The organism is Enterococcus sp. DIV0756 (genome assembly GCF_051710745.1).
Classification (GTDB): domain Bacteria; phylum Bacillota; class Bacilli; order Lactobacillales; family Enterococcaceae; genus Enterococcus_A.
In genome coordinates, this window is the sequence record NZ_JBIOLF010000001.1 from 173,865 (window position 1) to 197,838 (window position 23,974).

The 23,974-nt window shown below is 39.5% G+C and carries 22 protein-coding genes, 1 tRNA gene and 1 riboswitch; of the genes, 13 read left to right on the forward strand and 10 right to left on the reverse strand.

The features are described 5' to 3' along the window. Positions 1 to 3 precede the first annotated feature (3 nt). Entirely contained in the window at positions 4 to 723 is a 720-nt protein-coding gene (locus IGI44_RS00845) for an ABC transporter ATP-binding protein (protein ID WP_438785877.1), read from the forward strand. Positions 724 to 1,891: 1,168 nt separating this feature from the next. On the opposite strand, the gene IGI44_RS00850 is transcribed toward IGI44_RS00845, so the two are convergent. After that, positions 1,892 to 3,394, reverse strand: a complete 1,503-nt coding sequence (locus IGI44_RS00850) for a helix-turn-helix domain-containing protein (RefSeq protein WP_438785878.1) — start codon at positions 3,392 to 3,394, stop codon at positions 1,892 to 1,894. A 170-nt stretch (positions 3,395 to 3,564) separates the two neighbouring features. Between IGI44_RS00850 and IGI44_RS00855 the strand changes: the two genes are divergently transcribed. After that, complete coding sequence (locus IGI44_RS00855; RefSeq protein WP_438785879.1) at positions 3,565 to 4,170, forward strand: TMEM175 family protein; 606 nt, start codon at positions 3,565 to 3,567, stop codon at positions 4,168 to 4,170. A gap of 17 nt (positions 4,171 to 4,187) precedes the next feature. On the opposite strand, the gene IGI44_RS00860 is transcribed toward IGI44_RS00855, so the two are convergent. Both IGI44_RS00860 and IGI44_RS00865 read right to left on the reverse strand, forming a co-directional pair. Continuing rightward, positions 4,188 to 4,931 carry an amino acid ABC transporter ATP-binding protein gene (locus IGI44_RS00860; protein WP_438785880.1) on the reverse strand — a complete coding sequence of 248 codons (744 nt, stop codon included), beginning with the start codon at positions 4,929 to 4,931 and terminating at the stop codon, positions 4,188 to 4,190. Between the two features lie 17 nt (positions 4,932 to 4,948). Then, a complete protein-coding gene (locus IGI44_RS00865) occupies positions 4,949 to 6,547 on the reverse strand; it encodes an ABC transporter permease subunit (RefSeq protein ID WP_438785881.1) in 1,599 nt (532 codons plus the stop codon). A gap of 124 nt (positions 6,548 to 6,671) precedes the next feature. After that, a riboswitch (Lysine riboswitch) is annotated at positions 6,672 to 6,845 on the reverse strand. Positions 6,846 to 7,179: 334 nt separating this feature from the next. Between IGI44_RS00865 and IGI44_RS00870 the strand changes: the two genes are divergently transcribed. From IGI44_RS00870 to IGI44_RS00880, 3 genes are read left to right on the forward strand one after another with little or no spacing between them, the layout of a single operon-like run. Further along, positions 7,180 to 7,878, forward strand: a complete 699-nt coding sequence (locus tag IGI44_RS00870; protein WP_438785882.1) for an NAD-dependent protein deacylase — start codon at positions 7,180 to 7,182, stop codon at positions 7,876 to 7,878. 55 nt (positions 7,879 to 7,933) lie between these two features. Then, the gene (locus tag IGI44_RS00875) at positions 7,934 to 8,767 is read left to right on the forward strand and encodes a chorismate mutase (protein ID WP_438785883.1); all 834 of its coding nucleotides are present in this window, start codon (positions 7,934 to 7,936) and stop codon (positions 8,765 to 8,767) included. A gap of 1 nt (position 8,768) precedes the next feature. Continuing rightward, positions 8,769 to 9,296 carry a transcription repressor NadR gene (locus tag IGI44_RS00880; protein WP_438785884.1) on the forward strand — a complete coding sequence of 176 codons (528 nt, stop codon included), beginning with the start codon at positions 8,769 to 8,771 and terminating at the stop codon, positions 9,294 to 9,296. Between the two features lie 166 nt (positions 9,297 to 9,462). On the opposite strand, the gene def is transcribed toward IGI44_RS00880, so the two are convergent. Further along, complete coding sequence (gene def, locus IGI44_RS00885; protein WP_438785885.1) at positions 9,463 to 10,026, reverse strand: peptide deformylase; 564 nt, start codon at positions 10,024 to 10,026, stop codon at positions 9,463 to 9,465. Between the two features lie 265 nt (positions 10,027 to 10,291). Between def and rpsO the strand changes: the two genes are divergently transcribed. The 4 genes from rpsO to IGI44_RS00905 all read left to right on the forward strand — a co-directional run bounded on the left by rpsO (position 10,292) and on the right by IGI44_RS00905 (position 16,148). After that, positions 10,292 to 10,561, forward strand: coding sequence for a 30S ribosomal protein S15 (gene rpsO / locus IGI44_RS00890; protein ID WP_088934178.1), 270 nt, complete (start codon positions 10,292 to 10,294; stop codon positions 10,559 to 10,561). Between the two features lie 395 nt (positions 10,562 to 10,956). Continuing rightward, complete coding sequence (gene pnp / locus IGI44_RS00895; RefSeq protein WP_438785886.1) at positions 10,957 to 13,086, forward strand: polyribonucleotide nucleotidyltransferase; 2,130 nt, start codon at positions 10,957 to 10,959, stop codon at positions 13,084 to 13,086. Positions 13,087 to 13,466: 380 nt separating this feature from the next. Continuing rightward, a complete protein-coding gene (locus IGI44_RS00900) occupies positions 13,467 to 15,464 on the forward strand; it encodes a KUP/HAK/KT family potassium transporter (RefSeq protein WP_438785887.1) in 1,998 nt (665 codons plus the stop codon). A gap of 150 nt (positions 15,465 to 15,614) precedes the next feature. Further along, entirely contained in the window at positions 15,615 to 16,148 is a 534-nt protein-coding gene (locus tag IGI44_RS00905; protein WP_438785888.1) for a hypothetical protein, read from the forward strand. A 3-nt stretch (positions 16,149 to 16,151) separates the two neighbouring features. Here the strand turns inward: IGI44_RS00905 and IGI44_RS00910 are convergent, their stop codons facing one another. The 3 genes from IGI44_RS00910 to IGI44_RS00920 all read right to left on the reverse strand — a co-directional run bounded on the left by IGI44_RS00910 (position 16,152) and on the right by IGI44_RS00920 (position 18,789). Then, positions 16,152 to 17,522 carry an MATE family efflux transporter gene (locus IGI44_RS00910; protein WP_438785889.1) on the reverse strand — a complete coding sequence of 457 codons (1,371 nt, stop codon included), beginning with the start codon at positions 17,520 to 17,522 and terminating at the stop codon, positions 16,152 to 16,154. Positions 17,523 to 17,643: 121 nt separating this feature from the next. Next, a complete protein-coding gene (locus IGI44_RS00915; RefSeq protein ID WP_438785890.1) occupies positions 17,644 to 17,967 on the reverse strand; it encodes a DUF960 domain-containing protein in 324 nt (107 codons plus the stop codon). 204 nt (positions 17,968 to 18,171) lie between these two features. Continuing rightward, positions 18,172 to 18,789, reverse strand: a complete 618-nt coding sequence (locus IGI44_RS00920; protein WP_438785891.1) for a 50S ribosomal protein L25/general stress protein Ctc — start codon at positions 18,787 to 18,789, stop codon at positions 18,172 to 18,174. A gap of 510 nt (positions 18,790 to 19,299) precedes the next feature. On the opposite strand from IGI44_RS00920, the gene IGI44_RS00925 reads away from it, so the two are divergent. The 3 genes from IGI44_RS00925 (at position 19,300) to udk (ending at position 21,411) form a co-directional block, all read left to right on the forward strand. Further along, positions 19,300 to 20,016 (forward strand): 16S rRNA pseudouridine(516) synthase, encoded by a 717-nt coding sequence (locus IGI44_RS00925; protein ID WP_438785892.1) that lies wholly within the window; start codon positions 19,300 to 19,302, stop codon positions 20,014 to 20,016. An 11-nt stretch (positions 20,017 to 20,027) separates the two neighbouring features. Beyond that, positions 20,028 to 20,714 (forward strand): YjjG family noncanonical pyrimidine nucleotidase, encoded by a 687-nt coding sequence (locus IGI44_RS00930; protein ID WP_438785893.1) that lies wholly within the window; start codon positions 20,028 to 20,030, stop codon positions 20,712 to 20,714. A gap of 70 nt (positions 20,715 to 20,784) precedes the next feature. Further along, the gene (gene udk / locus IGI44_RS00935) at positions 20,785 to 21,411 is read left to right on the forward strand and encodes a uridine kinase (protein WP_438785894.1); all 627 of its coding nucleotides are present in this window, start codon (positions 20,785 to 20,787) and stop codon (positions 21,409 to 21,411) included. Between the two features lie 50 nt (positions 21,412 to 21,461). On the opposite strand, the gene IGI44_RS00940 is transcribed toward udk, so the two are convergent. The 3 genes from IGI44_RS00940 to rpiA form a co-directional block, all read right to left on the reverse strand. Next, positions 21,462 to 21,545 (reverse strand) — tRNA-Leu (locus IGI44_RS00940). Positions 21,546 to 21,650: 105 nt separating this feature from the next. Next, entirely contained in the window at positions 21,651 to 22,337 is a 687-nt protein-coding gene (locus IGI44_RS00945; protein ID WP_438785895.1) for a 2,3-diphosphoglycerate-dependent phosphoglycerate mutase, read from the reverse strand. Between the two features lie 127 nt (positions 22,338 to 22,464). After that, positions 22,465 to 23,145 (reverse strand): ribose-5-phosphate isomerase RpiA, encoded by a 681-nt coding sequence (rpiA, locus tag IGI44_RS00950; RefSeq protein WP_438785896.1) that lies wholly within the window; start codon positions 23,143 to 23,145, stop codon positions 22,465 to 22,467. Positions 23,146 to 23,557: 412 nt separating this feature from the next. Here rpiA and rpsL point away from each other — a divergent pair, with 412 nt between their 5' ends. Next, positions 23,558 to 23,971, forward strand: coding sequence for a 30S ribosomal protein S12 (gene rpsL, locus IGI44_RS00955; RefSeq protein ID WP_010742744.1), 414 nt, complete (start codon positions 23,558 to 23,560; stop codon positions 23,969 to 23,971). Positions 23,972 to 23,974: the final 3 nt, after the last annotated feature.

Genomic DNA, 23,974 nt, shown 5'->3' on the forward strand with positions numbered 1-23,974 from the left:
CAAATGAAGCCAATTATCAACGCGAAGGCTATTACTAAAAACTATGGTCAACAAGAAGTATTAAAGGGAATCGACCTGTTGATCGAACCTGGCGATTTTACCTGTATCATGGGTCGTTCCGGTTGTGGAAAAACTACTTTGTTGAAGATAGTAGGTTTGATGCATCCACCGACCACTGGTGACGTCTTTTTTGAGGAGCGATTGACGCATAAACTTTTTCCTGATGAACTATCCGATATTCGCAGAAGAAAGATCGGTTTTGTCTTTCAGGATTTCAATTTAATGGAAAGTATTTCTGTGCGAGAAAATATTCTTTTGCCGGCAATCTTAGATAAACAAGACACAGAAAAGGCAGAAGAACGAATGCAGCCGTTTTTCCAGATATTGCGGATTGAACACTTATTGGAAAAGCTTCCTCATGAATTGTCGGTTGGAGAAAAACAACGAGCGGCGATTTGTCGAGCATTGATGAATCAACCAGAAATTATTTTAGCCGATGAACCAACGGGGAATTTAGACAGCAATGCGGGTGCGGAAGTAATCAAAATTTTTCAGCAAATCAATCGAGAATTAGGAATCACGATCGTTATGATCACTCATGATAGTAAAGTTGCCCAAGCGGCCAAAGAGGTCATCTTCTTGAAGGATGGGCAAATCTATGACCGGCTAACCAATAGCGCTGGGTCAGAAGCCTTGATCGCGGAAAAAATGTTAGAAGTTTAATCGAAAACGTAAAAAGAGCGTACCGATATCAAATCGGACGCTCTTTGTGTATTTAAAAGTACGTTATCCACACCCTATTGTCCTATGTCTTAAAAAAAAGGAGCTCATCGGTGGGTGGCCGATGAGCAAAGGAGTTAAAAAATGAAAAAGTGTTAGGGTTGTTTGTTGGTATGCTTATATAATAGCAGCGAGTTGTGAATTATTTATGAATGAAGCTTGGCAGAAGATTAAAAAAAGTAGGGTGAAATAAAGTCGAGTCGATGACAGACGATTACTTCTGAAAGTCGCTAATTGATCTCCATAGGAAAATAGTCAGGGATTTTTATCAATCATCTGATTGGTGAACGTCCATCTCAAGTTGAGCGCAAAAAAAGGGCTCATCGGTGGGTGGCCGATGAGCAAAGGAGTTAAAAAATGAAAAAGTGTTAGGGTTGTTTGTTGGTATGCTTATATAATAGCAACGAGTTGTGAATTATTTATGAACGAAGCTTGGCAGAAGATCAAAAAAAGTAGGTCGAAATAAAGTTGTGAATAACCAAAGGTGGTTAAATGATTGTTCGTATATTCGTAAGAAAGAAGTGTTCTTATTTTCATCGCGGGTTCCTCGAGCTTTTTTTTAACATTCAATTGAAGAAAAAAAGAGCTCATCGGTGGGTGGCCGATGAGCAAAGGAGTTAAAAAATGAAAAAGTGTTAGGGTTGTTTGTTGGTATACATATATAATAGCAACGATATGTGAAAAAAGTGTGAACGATGAATGTTTGAAAATTAAAAATTTTATAAAGGAATTGAATATTAATTAACGCAGTAAAAATATTATAATTTATTTTCAAAAAAAGAGCTCGTCGGTGGGTGGCCGACGAGCAAAGGAGTTAAAAAATGAAAAAGTGTTAGGGTTGTTTGTTGGTATGCTTATATAATAGCAACTAGATATGAATAAAATATGATGAAAGACTAGCGAAACCATTAATTTTATAAAAAATAAAGTTCACTAAAACTTATATACTCTCACATGGATATTTTAAAATTGAGTAAAATCTCTAACTTATATTCAGTGAATGAGTTGTTATATTTTCTTAACCCAATAATTTAATGAAGTAAAAAATAAAAGGGAAGTCAACAGCGGAACAAAAACTGTTGGCTTCTCTTTTAAGAGTGCATATAGAAATTTATTCATACACTCGATTTTTCTTATCGTAAATATTACGCAATTCGATGTATAAAGGGACGAGTTCATTTTTTGTATATGGGAAATCCAATTGGAACAATTGAATATTTGGTTTTTCCTTTTTTATTAATGAGGAAGAGCTGATAATCAAATCATAATCATCCTTCAACGATACATCGTAAGGCTCAGCATCAATAAAGCGCAGGTCCTCAAGGAAACGATATAGATCCCGCACGAAGATCGCATTGTGCTCTAATGCAACACCAACTTTAAGGTTGTGAGCGTAAGGAAATTGATTAAAGTAAGGCAATAATAGTCGCTTAAAGGCACGCGTAATCATTGGATGAATCGAACTAATAAACCCAAAGGTTGGATTTTCTTTTGTCAATTGCATGAAATTTTGAATATTTTGGAATAAAATATATTCGCCTCTAGTTTGCTTGGCATTTGGATCCAAAACCAATTCAATCATACTAGGGAACGGCTGACGGAAAATGAAGTAACCAAAGGTGATATTCAACATGTTTGAAACTACTAATGGGTCATCCATTATTTCAGGCCGATCAGGGAAAAGTGCCTTTTTGGCAAAGTTTCGAAATTCAGTTACAAAATCATTCACTGGATTTGGTCGTGTATCAAAATCATGAATTGTTTGTTTCATACTTTGATCATCACGGATCGTATAGAAGGGTGAATAATGAGCCAAGAAATAAATGAAACTTGTCTCGCCCTTTAATTGGCGAGTTGTCATCGGTACATCTACTAAATCGCGTAAGGAAGTGAAGTCATAATAAGGATTATCCTTCATCAAGAAATTGTATCGCGGATCATATTTGGTAAATTTCTTGTTCTTTACTCGAACCATATTAATGCTGGTAAACAATTTGATTTCTTGGGTACCAAAGTAGGTTCGTGATAATGGAAAATAATCTTTATAGGTATCAACAATGTTCATTAATTGCTGTTGATCGACATTTACTGGGCATTCGATTCCACGAGTGCCAAGCCACAAAAGATCAAATAGGGCTAAACGAATTAAACGTTCATCGCCGGACATACCGGCTTCTGTATATGTAAAGCGGATATTAAAGCGTTTCAAGTGTTTCTTTAATTTATCGATCTTGCGGGAGACTGTGGAACGACTCACAAAATACTTTTCGCAAAATTGCTCGATTGTTGGATTTTCTTCATTTAAAAAGTATAGGATAAACTGGAAAGGTACAGCTTGCTGCAATAAATGGTACCGATATTCATCAATTGTGGCATTGAGATTTTCTAGATTCAGCTTTCCGGCACGCATCATGATTGTTTCGTGACTCGGACGAATTTCTGCTAATTCTTGATCTATCTCATTTAATTCGATGACACTTTGTTGATAATTTAAATCTAAATCTTCTGACAATTGACTGATCGCAAGAATTTTTTTGGTAGATTGGTTTAAATATTTAAAGATATTAAAACGTAAGAGGAGCGACGCATCAAACATAAGTTCCTCATATAACATCTGTTTTCCTCCTTTATTAAATCCGATCATTAATCTGAATTTTTTTAAGCATATTTCTTCTATATTGTACTTTATTTACCAAAACCTGTCAGTTATTAACTAGTAAAAAGTGAGTAATATTATACAGGGAAAAACAATTTTCATGCTATTCTAAGAAAGAAGGTGAAAAAATGACAAAGTCGCGTTTAGAAGCATTTACGGATGGTGTCGTTGCGATCGTTCTAACCGTTTTGGTTTTAAATATTCAGATACCAGACGCGCCATCACTGGCTTCATTATTGAGTATAACGAATACCTTGTTTGCGTATATCGTTAGTTTCATTTTTGTTGCCGTGATCTGGGTGAATCATCATCGGATGATGCAGATGGCTGAAAAAATAAATTACCGTGTCATTTGGGCAAATATTTTTTGGTTATTTTGGCTAACTTTGTGCCCAGCAGTAACTAGTTGGGTAGGTCGTAATCCTGACCACTTTTGGCCGGAATTTTTGTATGTAGCGGTTTTTACGATGTGGAGCTTTTCGTATGGTGTATTGTCGAAGCAATTGATTCGAGCCAATGATTCTAACAGTCATGTGACAATCGTTTTGAAACGGGATCAGCGAAGCAAACTATCGATGTTAATCAATTTAGCTGTTTTAGCGGGTGTTTTTATTTTTCCGCCATTGGGAATCTTCGGACGTTTTTTGGTTTCCGGAATTTGGATCGTTTCCTATCGTAAGGCAGATGAGTATTATCAAAAGGTCATTGGACATAAAAAAAGCGGCAGAAGCTGAAAACTTCTGCCGCTTTTTTATACTTGCGGATGTAACACACGATGCAGGAATTCTTTGGTACGCGCCTCTTTTGGATTGCCGAAGATGTCTTCAGGGGCGCCCTGTTCAGCGATCACTCCCTGATCCATAAAGATGACGCGATCAGAAACTTCTTTGGCAAAGGCCATTTCATGAGTGACAATGACCATCGTCAAGCCGCTTTCTGCTAATTTTTTCATAATCTGTAAAACATCCCCGACCATTTCTGGATCAAGGGCAGAAGTTGGTTCGTCGAAGAGCATGACTTCCGGATTCATTGATAAAGCACGGGCAATTGCAACTCGTTGTTTTTGACCACCAGACAGTTGCGCAGGTTTTGCATCGACAAATCGATCCATGCCTACTTTTTCTAAGTTTTCCAATGCGATTTTTTTGGCTTCTTCTTCTTTGCGTCCTAGAACTGTCACTTGACCACTCATACAATTTTGTAAAACATTCATATTATTGAAGAGATTGAAAGACTGGAACACCATTCCTAGGTGGGTTCGGTATTTTGGTAAATTGTATCCTGGAGCTAGAACATTTTCTCCTTGATACATGATTTTTCCGTCCGTTGGTGTTTCGAGTAAATTGATGCAACGCAGGAAAGTCGATTTACCGGAGCCAGACGCGCCGATAATGGTCACGACTTCGCCTTTGTTGACATTCATGCTGATATCTTTTAAGACGAGATTGTCGCCGAAGCTTTTTTTCAAATGTTCAATTTCAATGATACTGCTCATAATGATCCTCCTTTAAACTATTTATCTTCGCCAACGGCTACATCAACATCATCTAAACGGACATAGGCTGAAGGGCCATCCATTTTCTTCTCAACTACTCGTAAAATACGAGTCGCTGTGAAGGTCAATACGAAGTAGATTACACAAATGATGAAGTAGGTCTGGAAGAACATGTAATTTGTTCCAGCAGCAGACTTCCCTTGGAAGAACAATTCAGAAACAGAAATGATACTTAAAACAGAGGTATCTTTGATATTGATGACTAATTCATTCCCAGTCGCTGGTAAAATATTGCGTAGTACCTGCGGTAAGACTACTTTGCGCATCGTTTGTCCATGTGTCATTCCGATGGCGTGTGCCGCTTCAAACTGACCTTGATCGACAGCGTAGATTCCACCACGAACGATTTCTGACATGTAAGCACCGGTGTTGATTGAAACGATAAACAAAGCAGCAGCCGTCCGATTTAAGTCAATTCCAAAGGCCATGGCGATTCCGTAGTAGATTACGGCTGATTGAACGATCATTGGTGTGCCACGGAAAATTTCGATGTAGGCGTTTAGTAACCAGCCGAAAACTTTCTGCAAGCCGCGTTTTGCGGAGTTATCTGATTCAGGAATGGTCCGGAAGACCCCGATTAGCAAACCGATCAAGGTTCCAACGGTTGTACCCACAATCGCAAGTAACAAGGTCATTCCTGTTCCACGTAAAAACATCGATCCGTTTTGCTTTAAGATACGAACAAATACATTTTCTTTTTTCCCAGAGTCGCTTTGTGTTTCATCGGTAGCAGGCTGATCTTTGATGGCCTGATCCATGATTTGTACTCGTTCATCCTGCGGGATACTCGATAGAATCTGATTGACCTGCGCCATATTTGAGTCGCCTTTGCGCATACCTACTGATACTTGAACATCTTCAGGATTTGTTTGGAACCCATTTGCTTTGTCAAATTCCACCATTTTCAGGTCAGGGTTGACACTTTCAGCAGTGACCCCTTCAGGTCGTTCACTGACATACCCATCGATTGTTCCTGATTCCAACGCAACACGCATAGCGGGGAAGTTATCCATGGCTTCCTGTTTGTTCACGTCGGGAATCTGAGGAATGACATCATAGTGGAATGTACTTAGCTGGGCAGTGATTTTTGCACCAGCAAAATCTTTGATTGACGTGGCTTTGGCATATTTCGTGTCTTTTCGTGTGACGATAACTAACTGTGATTCGTAATAAGGGTCCGAAAAGTCGACTTCTTTACGGCGCTCAGCCGTTGGCGACATACCGGCGATGATTGCATCGATTTTTCCTGATTGCAGGGCTGGCAAAAGACCATCCCATTCCGTTTTGACAATGACTAATTTACGATTCATTTTATCGGCGATTTTTTTCGCCATTTGTACGTCGTAACCGCCGGCATAAGCTTTATCGCCTTGAATCTGCACAGCGCCATTCCGATCATCCTTTTGTGTCCAGTTGAAAGGAGCATAGCCAGCTTCCATACCGACCCGTAATTCTCCTTCAGGTGTCTTTTCATCTGCTTGAGTGACTAACGGGGTACCCAGAAATGAAATAAATAATGCGATAAGTGCGATAACTGAAAATTTTCTTCTATTCATAATTTCTCCCTTTCTTGAAATTACGAGATTGGGTAGGGCTGTCTTTGAAAATCTGCAACAAAAAAAGCCGCCGATTTGTGTATAAGGCCGCTTGCAGATAATAAGAAGATGATGTTCCCTCTCACAAAAACATAGCGCAACTTAGCATCACTGCTAAGACAGTCCGCAAGTTATTCGCTTGCGTCCCAACATACAAAACAAAGAGAATTCTGTATATTTCGGCGAAACTTCCTAGTCCTATTTCAACGTGTCTCTGCACTCCATAGGGTTAATAAGGTTCGCGACCTCTACCTCATTGTTCTGAGGCATCTCGTATTCAGTTATTATGTTTCACAGTCTAAAGGCTGGAAATGAAAATGTCAATGGAAATCATTTGGAACGAACAAAAAAGTTGAGCAATTTTTTTAATTTATCTAGATTAATTTGTTCAGGGAGACAAAAAAATTCAATAAAGGATATTTTTTCGAATAAAGAGACAATTTTTTTCTTTTTGATAAAAGGTTCATGTTTCCTCTACGAATAAAGAAATACTGGAGAAGAGATACAATAGTCTCAAGAGTGAACGCGACGATAAGCGAGGGCTTTTTATTTTTCTTTATATTTATACTATACTGATTTTTGAGGTGATGAAAATGGAAATCACAGTGGATCAAGCGGTAAAAAGGCTTCAACAAAGCGCAAAGATAACATTTTTAACAGGCGCGGGGGTTTCCACGCCTTCTGGAGTACCGGATTATCGTTCATTGCAGGGTGTATATCATGGACTTGAAGCACCGGAGTATCTACTAAGCAAGGAATGTTTAGTTCGTGAACCGGAAAAGTTTTATCAATTTGTTAAACACTTATACCATGAAGACGCACGTCCCAATAGTATTCATCGAAAGATGGCACAGATGGAGAATACGAAGGATGTCTGGGTGGTCTCACAAAATATTGACGGATTGCATGCGGCTGCGGGAAGCCAACATTTAGTGAATTTTCATGGATCGCTTTATGCTTGCTATTGTCGTAAGTGCCAGCAGCCAGTGGCGTGGCAGGACTATTTGCAAAGTGATCGCCATAAAGAGTGTGGCGGTCAACTTCGTCCGAAGATTGTCTTGTACGGTGAAGGCTTTGAAGAGGCTGTGATTCAACAGGCGATTGAGGCAGTGAAAAATGCTGAGCTTATAGTGATTGTTGGGACAAGCTTTCAAGTTCATCCGTTTTGTGATTTAATTTATGAAAAAAGCAAAGACGCCAAAGTGTTAGTAATCAATCAAACCCCCATCCAATTAGCAGGCGAGTACTATTTCGTGCAGACAAATGGAACGGCGGTTTTTGAAAAAGTATAGTGCTTTTGTGTACTATCGGACAACGTCCATTGACGATCAATGAGGAGGGAACTGTGTGGAGTTAACGGAAAAAGAAAAGATGATTGCTGGTAAATTGTATTTTGCAGGCGATCCTGAATTAGTCGCAGATCGAAAAGAGGCACGTCTAAAATTACGGGCAATCAATCAAGAAACAGATAAGGAAAAACGCGAAATATATGTCAAGCAAACATTTGGCGGGACTAAGAATCATGTCTATGTAGAACCGACAATCTCTTTTGATTACGGCTATAACATTTTTGTGGGAGAGAATTTCTATTGCAATTTCCACAATGTCTTTTTAGATATTTGTCCGATTACGATTGGCGATAACTGTATGTTTGGGCCTAGTGTTCAATTATATACGGCTAGTCATCCGCTAGAGCCTGGAAAGCGCAATAGCGGGCAAGAATTTGGTAAGCCAATTACGATCGGCAATAATGTTTGGATCGGTGGTTCGGCCGTAGTAACACCTGGAGTAACTCTAGGGGACAATGTGGTTGTAGCAGCAGGAGCTGTGGTAACGAAGTCTTTTCCAGACAATGTCGTGGTTGGTGGAAATCCTGCGCGGATTCTAAAAACAATCGAAGAGGAAAATAGTACGGATGCATTGACCAATGCACGAAAAAAAATTGATCGGATCGATCAGGAAATTGTGACATTATTAGAAAAGCGGATGTCAGCTGTCAGTGAAGTAACTGCCTATAAAGCGAAAAACCAAAAAGCTGTATTAGACACAAATCGTGAGGAGGCAGTTTTGGAGAAAGTCGCAAACTTAGTAAAGGATGAGAATTATCGCGAGACGATTGTTGAAACGTTTAAAGACATTATGAAGCAATCACGAAACTATCAAGAAGGGCGGTTGAAATAGCATGATCGATGGCGAGAGACGCAAAGCCGAGATTTTAGAAGCACTTCAGCAAGCTGAGAAGCCCATCAGCGCAACGAGTTTTGCGAAAGAGTTTGGGGTGAGTCGTCAAATCGTAGTCGGCGATGTCGCCTTATTAAGAGCAGCGGGAGAAAACATCATTGCTACTGCACGAGGTTATTTGTTGGAGCGGGAATCAGAAAAATTAATCAGTAAAATCGCTGTCCAGCATTCTCCTGAACAGACAGCAGAAGAGTTGCATACAATTGTGGCACACGGTGGCGAAATCGTTGACGTCGTGGTTGAGCACCCGTTATATGGAGAATTGGTCGGAGGATTACATTTAACAACGCATCAAGAGGTGGATGCTTTCGTTGCAGAAGCTGAACGACTAAAAGTCACGCTTTTATCTGAATTGACGGCAGGTATTCATCTACATACTATTGCCTATGGTACTTTAGAGGATCTGACCGAAATCAAACAAGCCCTTTCAGAAAAAGGTATTTTATATGAAGAAAGCCGTCACGCATAAACGTGACGGCTTTTGTCAGTCGAACTTTTTACAGGTACCTACTATGTGAGACTAATTTAACGGTTTAAGTTCTTTAAAAGAAACAAGTTGTTTAGTTCGATGATACGTGTAGTGAGAAAAGCATTCATTTTTCATCGGAAAATGAACACCTTAAACGAACTAGCTGTTATTCGATTACCAAAACACCATCTTTTAGACGCAATGGATTTTGCTCATCAATGTGGTCATAGAACATGATTCCATTGATATGATCAATCTCATGCTGGACGACAATCGCATTGTAATTTTTTAGTCGAATTTTGTGCTTTTCGCCTTCTGCATCAAAATAAGAAACAGTGATGCGAGCAGCACGAACGACGTAGCCAGGTACTTCGCGATCAACTGACAGACAGCCTTCGCCTTCACCTAAGCAGGCTTCTTGAACCGAGTGGCTCAAAATTTTAGGATTATACATCACAGTGCTAATGCCATTTTCTGGTTTTTCAGGATCGACACTAGGAACATGCACGGCAATGATCCGTTTTGAGATATCTAATTGGGGCGCGGCTAAGCCAACACCGCCACGTAGGTTTAATTCTTCTGCTTTTACAGGATCTTGGCTATTTTTAAGAAATTGCAGCATTTCTTTTCCAAGCGCCACATCTTCAGCAGTTGGAGGAATCGGGACTTCTTTAGCAACTGCCCGTAAGGTCGGATGGCCTTCCCGAATAATATCATCCATTGTGATCATTAAAAAATCTCCTCTCAAGACATGATTTCATCACGTTAGTTTAACACAAAAAGTAAGTAAGGTAAAAAAACTGTTTTTCTAACTATCGTTCTTTAAAAAATTGTAATGATTCTAAAAGTCGCCTTTAAATTGCTATACAGCTTGATTTTTTAATACAAATCGAGTAAAGTGTTAGAGTGTGCACAGCGCACCACCTATCACTTGGTTGGGCGATTCACCAACGCTCTACTCAGTCGTAGGAAGAAAAAAGGAAGAGGTGAAAACCATGGCATTATCAAAAGAACGTAAAAACGAAATCATCAATGAATTTGCTCGCCATGAAGGAGATACTGGTTCTCCAGAAGTACAAATCGCTGTATTGACGGAAGAAATCAATCAACTAAATGAGCACGCACGTGTCCACAAAAAAGACCACCATTCATATCGCGGTCTAATGAAAAAAGTTGGTCATCGTCGTAACTTGTTAGCTTACTTACGTAAGAACGAAGTACAACGTTACCGTGAATTAATCCAACGTCTAGGACTACGTCGTTAATTCGTACTACTATTAAAAGTGAGGTTCCTAGGAATCTCACTTTTTTTGACAGTTAGGCTTTTCGCAGTAGCGAAAGGTTGAGTTCTAGCCATTGTTTTATGCACTGTATTGAACAGGCAGTTTAGCCTAATGTTATGCGTACGAAAATCAACTGAATTTTTACGTTAGAAAAATTCATACAGTAGTAATGAGCTAGCTGCTAATTAAACTTTCCCCAGTTTGTAAAGTTTGATTATAGTAAATTTAGCAGAGACAATCCTGAGCTTGACTCAGAAAAAATAAAAAACCTTTGATTAGCGTGTTGTCACTCTACTAACCAAATGCAAGAAGCGAAGCTTTTCGCTATTTCCATTTGTTTAGTAGCGTCGCACTGGTCAAAGGGCAAAGGAGAAGTTATGTCAGAAAAACAAGTTTTCAAAACCACTTGGGGCGGACGCCCTCTGCAAGTTGAAATCGGTCAACTTGCCAAACAAGCCAATGGCGCAGTTTTAGTTCGTTATGGTGACACAGTCGTATTGAGTGCAGCAGTTGCCTCAAAAGAAGCGAAAGATTTCGACTTTTTCCCATTAACGATCAACTATGAAGAAAAAATGTATGCGGTAGGTAAAATTCCAGGCGGCTTCATCAAGCGTGAAGGACGTCCAAGTACTGAAGCGACACTAACTGCTCGTTTGATCGACCGTCCGATTCGTCCGATGTTTGCGGAAGGGTTCCGTAATGAAGTTCAAGTAACGAACTTCGTCATGAGTGTTGAACAAGATTGCTCACCTGCAATGGCAGCGATGTTTGGTTCTTCATTGGCGTTAGCAATTTCTGATATTCCATTTGACGGACCAATCGCAGGTGTTGATGTGGGTCGTGTAAATGGTGAATACGTGTTGAACCCAACTGTAGAACAACACGAAGCTTCAGATATTGATTTAACCGTTGCTGGTACGAATCAAGCCATTAACATGGTAGAATCTGGTGCAAAAGAAGTATCAGAAGAAGATATGTTAGGTGCTTTGCTATTCGGTTTTGACGCAATCAAAGAAATGGTTGCTTTCCAATCTGAAATCGTTGCGGCGGTCGGCAAAGAAAAAATGGAAGTTTCTTTATTACAAGTCGATGCAGACTTGAAAAAAGAAATTTTCGATGGCTATTATCAAACCATGAAAACAGCTGTAATGACCATGGACAAGTTGGCGCGTGAAGACGAGATTGAAAAGGTCAAAGAAACCGTTAAAGAAGTCTATGCTGAAAAATTTGCCAATGTTGAAACAGAAGACTTGGTTCAAATTACTAAAGAAGTTAAACAAATCGCTGAGGATCTTGAAAAAGATGTGGTTCGCGAATTGATTACTATTGATAAAATTCGTCCTGATGGTCGGAAATTAGACGAAATCCGTCCACTGGCTGCTGAAACAGGTATTTTACCACGCGTTCACGGTTCTGGTTTATTTACACGGGGACAAACGCAAGCTCTATCTGCTTGTACTTTAGCTCCTTTAGGCGAACATCAAATTATTGATGGTTTAGGATCTGTTGAAAGCAAACGATTCATCCATCATTATAATTTCCCGCAATTCTCTGTTGGATCAACTGGACGTGCAGGTTCACCTGGTCGTCGCGAAATCGGTCACGGAGCATTAGGCGAACGTGCATTGGCACAAATCATCCCAAGTGAAGAAGATTTCCCTTATACAATTCGTTTAGTAGCGGAAGTATTGGAATCAAATGGTTCTTCTTCTCAAGCAAGTATCTGTGCGGGTACGTTGGCATTGATGGACGCTGGTGTGCCAATTAAAGCACCAGTAGCTGGGATTGCTATGGGTCTTGTATCTGATGGCGAAAACTATACGATTTTGACAGATATCCAAGGTCTTGAAGACCACCTTGGCGACATGGACTTTAAAGTTGCCGGAACAAAAGATGGTATCACTGCATTGCAAATGGATATTAAAATCCAAGGAATCACTGAACAAATCCTTTCTGAGGCGTTGACTCAAGCGAAACAAGCGCGGATGGAAATTTTAGAGGTCTTAACGGATACACTTGCTGCACCACGGGAAGAATTAAGCCCGTACGCACCGAAGATTGAAATGATCCAAATCGATCCAGATAAGATCAAAACAGTTATCGGTAAAGGCGGCGATACAATCAACGGAATCATTGATGAAACCGGCGTTAAGATTGATATCGATCAAGACGGTAACGTAAGTATTGCTTCTTCGGATGCGGACATGATCAAAAAAGCAATTAAGATCATCGAAGAGTTGACAAAAGAAGTCAAAGTTGGCGAAGTATACTTAGGAAAAGTCGTTCGAATTGAAAAATTCGGTGCTTTCGTGAACTTGATTAAGGGTAAAGATGCTTTAGTTCACATTTCACAACTTGCGAATGAACGTGTGAATAAGGTGGAAGATGTCTTGAAATTAGGAGACGAAGTACTTGTTAAAGTGACGGAAATTGATCGTCAAGGACGTGTAAATGCTTCTCGTAAAGCCTTATTGAAGGAAGAAGAAAGCAAAAAAGCAGAAAAATAGTGTGACCATTGAGGTTATTCTTTGACATTTCTCTCTGGAAACAGGATAATACGGATAAGTTTTAGGGGAGTAGCGACATAGAGCATGCTCTATGCTTTTAGATCAACAACTAGTGCGCAGCGCTGGTCTAAGAGATAATTTGCCAGACCTAAACAATAGTGAGAGCTGTTGTTTAGGTCTTTTTTTGTCAATTCTGGTTTTTACTGTTTAAAACGAGTAATTACTAAACAAACTTTACTAAATATTGAGACATTCATAATTTTAGAGAAGTCACAGGCGTTCATGGAAAAATTTACCTACGAATAGCAAAACCAATCTAAAACTTTTTAAATAGATTATTAATACCGATTCAGCGAGTGGCTGTAACAGGAGTGTGCGAAATGGAAAAAAAGAAAGATCATATCAAAAAGCTTTCAACAGCGGGCTTACTGATTGCGATGGGCGTCGTATACGGCGATATCGGAACGAGTCCTTTATATGTAATGAAAGCTATCCTAGAAGAAAACGGGGGACTAAGCACCGTGACTAAGGATTTTGTCCTTGGTGCAGTATCCTTAGTTTTTTGGACTGTTATGCTTCTAACTACAGTCAAATATGTATTGATTGCCTTAAGGGCCGACAATCACGGTGAGGGCGGGATTTTCTCCTTGTATACGTTAGTGCGTAAGGGCGGAAAATATTTAATCGTCCCTGCTATGATTGGTGGGGCTGCTTTGCTGGCCGATGGTGTGTTGACACCTGCTGTAACGGTAACAACAGCAATCGAAGGGCTGCGAGGGATTCCCGATTTTTATCAAAAGTTTGGGAATAATCAAAATATTATTGTAATTATTACGTTAGTCATTCTGCTTTTTTTGTTTTTGATTCAACGATTTGGAACGGATTTTGTCGGTAAAGCTTTTGGGCCGGTCATGTTTCTATGGTTCACGTTTTTGGGTCTAATGGGTATTTTGAATATTCCGTATGATTTTAGTGTAATTAAAGCCTTGAATCCATATTATGCGATCCACTTATTGTTCAATCCTGACAATAAGATGGGGATATTTATTTTAGGTAGTATTTTCTTGGCGACCACAGGTGCGGAAGCTTTATATTCTGACATGGGACACGTTGGAAAGAAAAATATCCACTTTAGTTGGCCGTACGTCTTGCTTTGTTTAATGCTAAACTATGCGGGGCAAGCAGCATGGATTTTACATGCACAAGGTAATGCTTCAATTGAAGCAATTGAAAATTTAAATCCTTTTTTCCAAATTTTACCTGACGGGTGGATGATTTTTGGTGTTGTGTTTGCGACAATCGCCGCGATTATTGCTTCGCAGGCGTTGATTTCTGGATCGTTCACACTAGTGTCTGAGGCGATTAAACTGAAACTGTTGCCTCGAATGCGAATTATTTATCCCGGGAAAAGTATCGGACAAATGTACATTCCGGCGATCAATATGATTTTATGGGCGGCATGTTCAGCGATCGTTTTGACTTTCCGCACTTCTAGCCACATGGAGGCGGCTTATGGTCTGTCAATCACGGTAACAATGCTGATGACGACGTTCTTGCTTTATCATTATCTATTGCAAAATGGCACATCCCGAATCTTAGCTAGCTTGATGCTGATTTTCTTTGGTATATTGGAGGGTTTCTTCTTTATATCAAGTGTCACCAAGTTTTTCCATGGTGGTTTCGTGGCGGTGATCATGGCACTGCTGATATTAAGTGTGATGTATATCTGGCATCGCAGTAATCGAGTTCAGGAAAATGCCAGCCAAGATGTTTATTTCAAAGATTATTTGCCGCAATTACAGGAACTCCATGACGATGATAAGATTCCTTATTATCAAACCAATGTTGTTTTTCTAGTCCCTCGATTAGAAGGAGACGCAATTCCACAACAGTTCATTTACTCTATTTTGGATAAACGATTAAAACGAGCAAAAGTTTATTGGTTCGTGAATGTTGAGGTTACCGATGAACCCTATACAGAAGAATACAGTATTGATATGATGGGGACGGATTTTATTGTTAAAGTCAAATTATATTTGGGCTTCCGGATTGCGCAGGACGTAAACGTGTATCTACGTCAAGTGATTCACGATTTGATGAAACAAGGCCGTTTGCCTAAACAACCACAGCATTATTCCTTGACCCCAGGCCGTCAAGTAGGAGACTTTCGTTTTGTGATGATTCAGGAAGAATTATCGAATATGACCAGAATTGATAAATGGGATCGTCAGGTCATGCAAGCACGTTTGGCAATCAAACGTCATACAGTAACTCCTGAACGTTGGTTTGGAATTGAATACAGTGAGGTTACTTATGAAACAGTGCCGTTGATTCTCGGTGAAACCAGAAAAACCTGGCTGAAGGAACGAAAAGTTTAATAACTCTATTAGAGCTGGCTATTTAAGTTTTTACCCAAAATATTTATTGAAACAGAGAGCTTTTGACTAGAATAGTAGTCAAAAGCTCTTTTCTTTTCATTTGAAATAAGTTAAATTAAGATTAAAATAAAATGAATGGGAGGCTGCGGTATGGAACTGACGATTTCAGGTTTGCGCGAGAAACTTCAAGAAGCGGATGAAAAACAATTAAATGAATTGATCTGTCAGATATACAAACATTCGGAGGTTGCTCAACAAATCGTTGATTCACGTTTCTTGGGGGATGATTATGGAATGCGCCTGGCAGAAACGACCAAAAAAAAATTAGAACATGCCTTTTTTCCGCATGATAAAGTCGACCGTTCATTGGTTCAGGCTAAAGATTTGTTGCGGCAATTTCGTAGAAGCTGTCAAAATCAACGAGCATTGATTGAGGTAGAATTGTATTTCGTTGAATGTGGATTGGACTTTATTGGTATTTTTGGAGAATCAGATGAGGAACTTAAGGAAATGTTGATTACGAATTATGCTTCAGCAATCGCGAGGATTCTAGAAGATGATTCACAAATTTATTTCCATATTTATTTTGCCAGATGCAACCAGCTCATTGATGCAGCGCGAGGATTCGCATCAGAATTCTCTGAAGACATGCTGGATGTGTATCGCCAATTAGCAAAAAAGTGAGGCCTAGGCCTCACTTTTTATTTCTAGTTGTGGGTTTTGTTCTTGGTCTAATTTTCTTAGGTGGCGCATAGCCTTAAAGTAGGAAGCCAACAAGACAGCGGTTGATCCCATCCAAGCCAACGGCGAAGCAAACGCCGCTCCGGCAAATCCAAAGGAGTGCGTCAAAATAATCGCAGCGAAGGAACGCATAACAAGTTCCATAATCCCGGCAATCGTCGGGATTTTTGCTTGACCTAACCCTTGTAAGGTATAACGAAGGATGAACAATATCGCTAACACCCAATATAACGAACCATTGATAACGAAATAGGTTTGTGTTAGTTGAAACACATGAACTTCGCTAGGATTGACGAAAAGAGCAACGAAGTAATGTCCACATGTGATTACTAAAATACCGACAAAAATACTAAATACCCCACTCATCATCAGACATTGCTTCACACCAAGTAAAATTCGTCCATATTCTTTCGCTCCAAAGTTTTGAGCGGTAAAAGTTGCCATCGTGATTCCAAACGACATCATCGGTAAAATTGCAAGTTGATCAATTCGACTTGCAGTCGTCTGTGCAGCAACAACATCAGTTCCCAACGTATTCAATGCAGATTGTAAGATGACAGCACCAATTGCTATAATTGACGATTGAAATCCGATAGGCAAGGCAGAATTCAGGTGGATGCGCAACTCTTCTTTATTAAGAGAAAAATGCTTGCGGCTGATTTGCAGCAGTGGAATTTTTCTTCTAATAAACCAAACGCACATTAAGCTTGCGGCAACTTGTGCAATGACTGTTGCAAACCCTGCACCAGCGACACCCATATGAAAATAAATAATAAAGACTAGATCTAAAACGACATTAATGACAACTGCAAAGGCTAAGAAAAACAATGGCGTGCGGCTATCGCCTAATGCTCGTACCATATTTGATAAAAGATTAAACGCCATTGATGCAAAGATCCCGCCTAAAAGGATTGAAATGAATTCCTGTGCTTGATCCAATAATTCTGGAGGTGTCTGCATCAGCAAGAGCAATGGGCGTAAGAACAATAAACTTAACGTGGTCAAAATTACTGTTACACCAAGACTGATGATAATTGAAGTAGCGAAGCTTTTTCGTACACCTTGAGCATCTTTGGCACCGAAGCGCTGAGCGGTAATAATAGAGAGCCCCGATGTTAATCCTTGTGCAAAACCAATGATCAAAAAACTCACACTGCTAGTAGCTCCGACTGCGGCCAAAGCATCTTTTCCTAATGTTTGTCCAACTACGATCATGTCGACCATGCTATAAAATTGTTGAAAAACATTTCCTACAAACAAAGGCAAGGCGAATAAAATAATCAGCTTTGCCGGATTTCCTCGAGTTAACTCTTTCATCTTTTTCCCGCTTTCTAATAAAATTTTCTGATTGATATTACCACAAAATTTTCTGAAAGCAAGTGTCTTGGGCAAAAAGTTAAGAAAAAAAGACAACCCTTAAGAAAGGTTGTCTCAGAAATTAACGTTGACGAATCTCATTTGGTAAAAGAATCGTTTGACGGCTTCCGTCATCATAGGCATAAACTTCTTGTGGGAAGTCGTTTGAATAGCCAAATGGAAGATCAATGCCCATCTCGACGCTACTGCCTTCTTGAGAAAAGTGCATTGTAACACGACCGTCATTATTGATTAGATCAAAACTTAAGATATTGTCTAATGGGATCAAGCCCTTTAAGTCTAGGTCAATGATATACCAGATACTATCAATCAGCTCGCCTGGCAAGCTGGATACCACACCGACAGAGGCATAACGACTTTTTTTAGAATCAAATGTTTCAAACATAGATTTTCCTCCTTTAGTTGGAATCACTTACTTAAAGTACGAGTAAGCCTTGTAGTGACTTATTGTAATTCTTTTTCGCAGAAAAGACCACTCATAGCGCTTGATCTATAAGAAAAAGTAAATATTTTGTCGTGTTGAAGGGAAAGGCCCTTTTTTGCATAAAAAGAGAGTACCGCTTAAAAGCGGTACTCTCTTGCTCAATTATTATTCTTCGGTTGATTCACCGATTACTTCTGGTTCAGCACCTTCAGCAGCTGTATCTTCTTCAGGAAGTTCTTGCGCTTCTTGGACAGAAGCGATTTGTTCTTCTGCATCAGTTACGATTGTGTAGTCTTCATTTTTAGGAAGATCACCAACAGAGATGGATTGACCAATTTCTAATCCAGAGATATCGACATCGATGCCTTCTGGTAATTTTTCTGGTGTTGCGGAAACAGTTGCTGTGTATAGCGTTTGAGTTAATACACCGCCAGCTTTCACACCAACAGATTCACCAACTAGATTGATTTCTGTTTCAGCTTCGGTTTCTTCTGACAAGTTCACAGATACTAATTCGATATGTGTCAAACGATGTGTGAAGGTGTCGAATTGTGTGTCGCGTAATAGCGTGTTTACTTTTTTTCCACCGATTTCAAGAGTGAATACAGTGTTTGCTCCATTTTCACGTAGCAATGCTGAAAACTCACGTTCGTCGATGGAGATAGGTGTACTTTCAACCTTGTAGCCATTAACGACTGCAGGAACTTTTCCTTCGTGACGTAATTTGTTGCGAATGGAACGGGGACGAGTTGCTCTTTCTTCTACTTTCAATGATACTGCCATAACCAAATTCCTCCTTAAAATGTGACTGTCTGTGGTTTATCAGACAGGTTTTATTTAAGTGACGGGTTATTCTCAGCACAATGGCTTTGCGAAAAAACGCAAAAAGACAGTCGTATACACAACTGTCCAAAAAAAGTCTACGTTCAACTTTCTCTACCAGGTCGTAACGCTGTGTATGAGAAACCTTTGACACCTGAGTGTCGATTCACTTAATCATACGAATCTCTGACTCGTATAATTAAATTCTAGGGCTTATCTAATCAAAATGCAAGTATTAACTCTGTTGACAATGTAAAGCGGAATTATTTTTGGCTGCCAATAGCGTAGCGAGCACGTTATTGGCAGATACAAGAGTTTAAATGAGCATGCAGAATTTAATAGATAATTTACAATTAGAAGTATTCCTAGCGTTTTAACTTCAAAAAATGAAAGATCAAGGCTGAGCTTGAGCGTTTTGTCTTTTTATTGAAATTCGGTATAATGAGTCCGATAGATTGAAGGAGTTTCATCATGCGATTAGACAAAGTGATTGAGCAAGATCTGAAGACGACACGAAAAGAAATGAAACGTTTATTTCTAATGAAAAAGGTTTTAGTCGATGGAACAATAGAATTGAATCCACAACGAAATGTCGATAGTCAGATTCATGAGATTCAGGTAAATGGAAAGAAGCTGCAAACGAATCACGTGTATTACTTGTTGAATAAACCAGCAGGTGTTGTAACTGCGAAAAAAGACAGCAAGTTTCAAACAGCAACCGAACTGGTAAAAGAGGAAGAACGCCCAGCTGATTTATATCCAGTTGGACGTTTAGACCGCGACACAACAGGGTTATTGTTCTTAACTAATAATGGGCAACTAGGGTACGACCTTCTGCAGCCAGCTGCAAAAGTCATAAAGACCTATAGGGCTACAATCAATGAAGCCGTGACGCTTGAGGATGTGAAGGCTTTTGAAAAAGGGATTGTTTTCAACGGAGGGGTACGTTGTCAGCCAGCGTATTTAGAGATAGTGCATTCAGAGCCCGACAACTCAGAAGTTTTGCTGATGATTAAAGAAGGAAAGTTTCACCAAGTCAAAAAAATGTTTTTGGCTTGCGGGAAAAAAGTAACGCGTTTAACACGTCTAGCGATGGGACCATTAAAGTTACCAGAAGATTTAGCAGAGGGAGAATATCGTTCACTGACACTTGCTGAGCTGCAACAATTAAAATCATATTTTAGATAGAAGGTTTGAAGATGGGATACGAAACAATTTTATTTGATATTGATGATACGTTGCTGGATTTTAAAGCAGCAGAAGAACAGGCGTTAAGCTGGCTGTTTCAAGATATGGGTGTAGAGCCATCCTTAACAGTAAAAAATCATTACAAAAAAATGAATCAGGCTTTTTGGCGTGATCATGAAGCGGGACTACTTTCTCGTCAAGAATTGCTTGATAACCGATTTCGTTTATTTTTTGAGCAATACGAACGAGAAGTGGATGGACCAGAAACAGAGGCACGCTACCGCCACTATTTGAATCAGGGACATCAATTGATAGCGGATAGTTTGGAAGTGGTAGAAAACCTGAGTTACAAAAAGGATCTTTACGTAGTGACTAATGGAGTATCCGCTACACAACACCAACGTTTAACAAAATCTGGCTTAGCGCCCTATTTCAAGAAATTCTTTATTTCTGAGGAGATGGGTGTTCACAAACCAATGAAAGAATTCTTCGATATCGTATTTAGGGAGATTCCAAAGCTGGAGAAAGAAAAAACGGTGATTATCGGCGATTCTTTAACATCAGATATTAAAGGTGGCCAAATCGCTGGGATTGATACGATCTGGATGAACCCTTCTGGAAATGAAGCGAAGGAAATCAAACCAACCTTCCAGATTAAAAAACTAACCGACCTCTATCAGATTTTGGAAGATTTTTAAGTTTTTTATAGCATTTTGTTCATGTTTCGCTATAATAGGACTAATGAAAAACGAAAGAGGTTTTACTTGCATGAAAAACAAGCCGATCATTATTGGTGTAACGGGCGGTTCAGGAAGTGGAAAAACAAGTGTCAGCCGCGCGATCTACAATCGGTTTCCCGATCATTCGATCATGATGCTGGAGCATGATTCTTATTACAAAGACCAAAGCGGTATCAGCTTTGAAGAACGATTAAAAACGAACTATGACCATCCGTTTGCGTTTGATACGGATTTATTAATCGAACATTTAAAGGATTTAATAGAATATCAATCGGTGGAAGTGCCGATCTATGATTATGTAGCTCATACACGCAGTGATGAGGTTTATGTCCAAGAACCAAAGGAAGTCATTATATTAGAAGGAATTCTAATATTAGAGGATGAACGTTTACGTGATATGATGGATATCAAGATTTATGTCGATACGGATGACGATATACGAATTATTCGTCGGATCAAGCGGGATATGAACGAACGCGGTCGAACCTTGGAATCGGTAATCGATCAATATCTGACAGTGGTAAAACCGATGTATCATCAATTCATCGAGCCAACTAAACGTTATGCAGATATCATCGTACCAGAGGGTGGCGAAAATCACGTAGCGATTGATTTGATTGCAACTAAAGTAGCAAGTTTTTTGAATCATGAGTAAAAGAGCAAGACAGAAATTTTTCTGTCTTGCTCTTTTAGCGTATCTTGTTATGCGGCCGAGAAGACTCGAACTTCCACGGTATTGCTACCACTAGCGCCTGAAGCTAGCGCGTCTGCCAATTCCGCCACGACCGCAATTAAAGTACCTTTTCATTTTAGCACAAAAATTAAAATGCGCCATAATAATACTGATCATAATAAAAAATCCCGACTCATTATAGAGAGTCGGGAGAAAATTAATTATAAATAGTATTTTTTAGCAACGGTTAAATCATCGTTTAAGTCATAAACAAGTGGTTGACCTGTTGGGATTTCTAAGTCCATGATGTCTTCGTCAGAAATACCTTCGATGTGTTTAGCTAATGCACGTAAAGAGTTACCATGTGCAGCAACCAAAACAGTTTTTCCGTCTTTCAAAGCAGGAGCGATTTCGTCTTGCCAGAAAGGTAATGCGCGTTCCAAAGTAACTTTCAAGTTTTCGCCACCAGGGATATCGCGAGGGTCTAACATTGCGTAACGACGATCTTGAGCTGCAGAACCTTCGTCAGTTGCTTCCATTAATGGAGGCAATACATCGTATGAACGACGCCAAATATGAACTTGTTCATCACCATATTTTTCAGCAGTTTCTTTTTTGTTCAAGCCTTGTAATTTACCATAATGACGTTCGTTTAAGCGCCAAGATTTTACAGTTGGTACCCAAAGTTGGTCAGATTCTTCAAGAATATAGTTACAAGTTTTGATCGCACGAGTTAAAACAGATGTGTAAGCTACATCAAATTCAATTCCTGCTTCTTTGATTTTACGGCCGCCTTCTTTTGCTTCTTCGACACCTTCTGGAGCCAAATCAACGTCTGCCCAGCCTGTAAATTGGTTCAATTTGTTCCATTCACTTAAGCCGTGACGAGAAAAAACTAATTTTGGCATAACATTCTCTCCTTTTGAAATTTCTGAAATTTTCAATTCCTGATTCATTGTACAATGTTTCTGCCGTGATTTCCATTAAATTGAGTGTGTTTTTTATCAAAACACAAGCTTTAAAGGGATTTTTTTACTAAATCTTTGGAACTTCCAAGATTTTAGGACCTTCGGGTGTGCCAACGATTACACGTGAAATCATGTCAATGAACAATCCATGCTCTACAACTCCGACACACGTATCCAGTTCTGCGGCTAAAGCGTGAGGATCGTCGATGACTTCTAAATGAAGATCAATGATGTAATGACCACCATCTGTAGTTAGCAGTTCGTTAGTATCCGTCGTCCGCCACGTTGGTTTGTATCCCTTTGATTCAAACAGGCGAAAGACATTATGACTGCCAAATGGGACGACTTCAACGGGTAATGGAAAGTTCCCTAGTTTACTGACCATTTTACTCTCATCAACAATCCAGATGCAGTCCTTTGAATACGTTGCAACGACTTTTTCGAAAAGAAGGGCAGCGCCGCCACCTTTGATTCCTTGAAAATCATCGCTGATTTCATCTGCGCCATCAATCGTAAGATCTACCGATTCTACATCATCAATGGCCTTTAATGGAATACCTAATTCCTTTGCTTGTTCCTCTGTCTTAGAAGAAGTAACAACGCCTGTGATCTTTAAACCTTCTTCATTTACACGGCGTCCAAGTTCCTTCACTAAATAGTAGGCTGTCGATCCAGTTCCTAATCCAACAGTCATTCCATCTTTGACAAATTTTGCTGCTTCGATCCCAACTAACTCTTTCAAATTCATTGAAAAATCCCACCTTTTGCTTAGTTACGTCCATTGTAATCGCAATAAAAGAAAAAAGATAGCCTTTTAAGTAAAAAAGACCAAAAAAGTGAAGGCGTTTTATTTACCGCTGTATCGGGAAACGAGAAGAATGTTCTGCGGAATAAATTTTTTCTTATTATAGGCGATGTTGGCAGGGGAAAAGTTCCCTTTAAGAAAGATGAAAAAAACTCTAAATAGTTTGTTGACAGCTAAAATCAATCATGGTATGCTATCAAAGGTGCTTTGTGAACAGGTCTCTCGACTGAGACGTGCTGACTGTGTCGAAGTACGCTTGATAGAGAATGCAGGGATGCATTATTTTTTATCGCTGAAAAAGAACCACCAGGATGTGTGGTACTAGAAAGCGGATCGAGGAAGGAGGAAACAAGGAATGCCTACAATTAATCAATTAGTACGTAAACCTCGTAAATCAAAGGTGGAAAAATCAAATTCACCAGCATTGAACAAAGGATATAACAGCTTTAAAAAAGCTCAAACAAACGTGAACTCACCACAAAAACGTGGAGTTTGTACACGTGTGGGGACTATGACACCTAAGAAACCCAACTCAGCATTGCGTAAATATGCTCGTGTTCGTTTGTCAAACTTGATCGAAGTAACAGCTTATATTCCAGGTATCGGCCATAACCTACAAGAACATAGTGTTGTTCTATTACGTGGTGGTCGTGTAAAAGACTTACCAGGGGTACGTTACCATATCGTTCGTGGCGCACTAGATACTGCCGGTGTTAACGATCGTAAACAAAGCCGTTCTAAATACGGTACTAAAAAACCTAAAGCTTAATCA

Coding starts and splice junctions, on each gene's coding strand:
- IGI44_RS00845 (WP_438785877.1), top strand. CDS start 4: ATGAAGCCAATTATCAACGCGAAGGCTATTACTAAAAACTATGGTCAA.
- IGI44_RS00850 (WP_438785878.1), bottom strand. CDS start 3,394: ATGTTATATGAGGAACTTATGTTTGATGCGTCGCTCCTCTTACGTTTT.
- IGI44_RS00855 (WP_438785879.1), top strand. CDS start 3,565: ATGACAAAGTCGCGTTTAGAAGCATTTACGGATGGTGTCGTTGCGATC.
- IGI44_RS00860 (WP_438785880.1), bottom strand. CDS start 4,931: ATGAGCAGTATCATTGAAATTGAACATTTGAAAAAAAGCTTCGGCGAC.
- IGI44_RS00865 (WP_438785881.1), bottom strand. CDS start 6,547: ATGAATAGAAGAAAATTTTCAGTTATCGCACTTATCGCATTATTTATT.
- IGI44_RS00870 (WP_438785882.1), top strand. CDS start 7,180: ATGGAAATCACAGTGGATCAAGCGGTAAAAAGGCTTCAACAAAGCGCA.
- IGI44_RS00880 (WP_438785884.1), top strand. CDS start 8,769: ATGATCGATGGCGAGAGACGCAAAGCCGAGATTTTAGAAGCACTTCAG.
- def (WP_438785885.1), bottom strand. CDS start 10,026: ATGATCACAATGGATGATATTATTCGGGAAGGCCATCCGACCTTACGG.
- rpsO (WP_088934178.1), top strand. CDS start 10,292: ATGGCATTATCAAAAGAACGTAAAAACGAAATCATCAATGAATTTGCT.
- pnp (WP_438785886.1), top strand. CDS start 10,957: ATGTCAGAAAAACAAGTTTTCAAAACCACTTGGGGCGGACGCCCTCTG.
- IGI44_RS00900 (WP_438785887.1), top strand. CDS start 13,467: ATGGAAAAAAAGAAAGATCATATCAAAAAGCTTTCAACAGCGGGCTTA.
- IGI44_RS00905 (WP_438785888.1), top strand. CDS start 15,615: ATGGAACTGACGATTTCAGGTTTGCGCGAGAAACTTCAAGAAGCGGAT.
- IGI44_RS00910 (WP_438785889.1), bottom strand. CDS start 17,522: ATGAAAGAGTTAACTCGAGGAAATCCGGCAAAGCTGATTATTTTATTC.
- IGI44_RS00915 (WP_438785890.1), bottom strand. CDS start 17,967: ATGTTTGAAACATTTGATTCTAAAAAAAGTCGTTATGCCTCTGTCGGT.
- IGI44_RS00920 (WP_438785891.1), bottom strand. CDS start 18,789: ATGGCAGTATCATTGAAAGTAGAAGAAAGAGCAACTCGTCCCCGTTCC.
- IGI44_RS00925 (WP_438785892.1), top strand. CDS start 19,300: ATGCGATTAGACAAAGTGATTGAGCAAGATCTGAAGACGACACGAAAA.
- IGI44_RS00930 (WP_438785893.1), top strand. CDS start 20,028: ATGGGATACGAAACAATTTTATTTGATATTGATGATACGTTGCTGGAT.
- udk (WP_438785894.1), top strand. CDS start 20,785: ATGAAAAACAAGCCGATCATTATTGGTGTAACGGGCGGTTCAGGAAGT.
- IGI44_RS00945 (WP_438785895.1), bottom strand. CDS start 22,337: ATGCCAAAATTAGTTTTTTCTCGTCACGGCTTAAGTGAATGGAACAAA.
- rpiA (WP_438785896.1), bottom strand. CDS start 23,145: ATGAATTTGAAAGAGTTAGTTGGGATCGAAGCAGCAAAATTTGTCAAA.
- rpsL (WP_010742744.1), top strand. CDS start 23,558: ATGCCTACAATTAATCAATTAGTACGTAAACCTCGTAAATCAAAGGTG.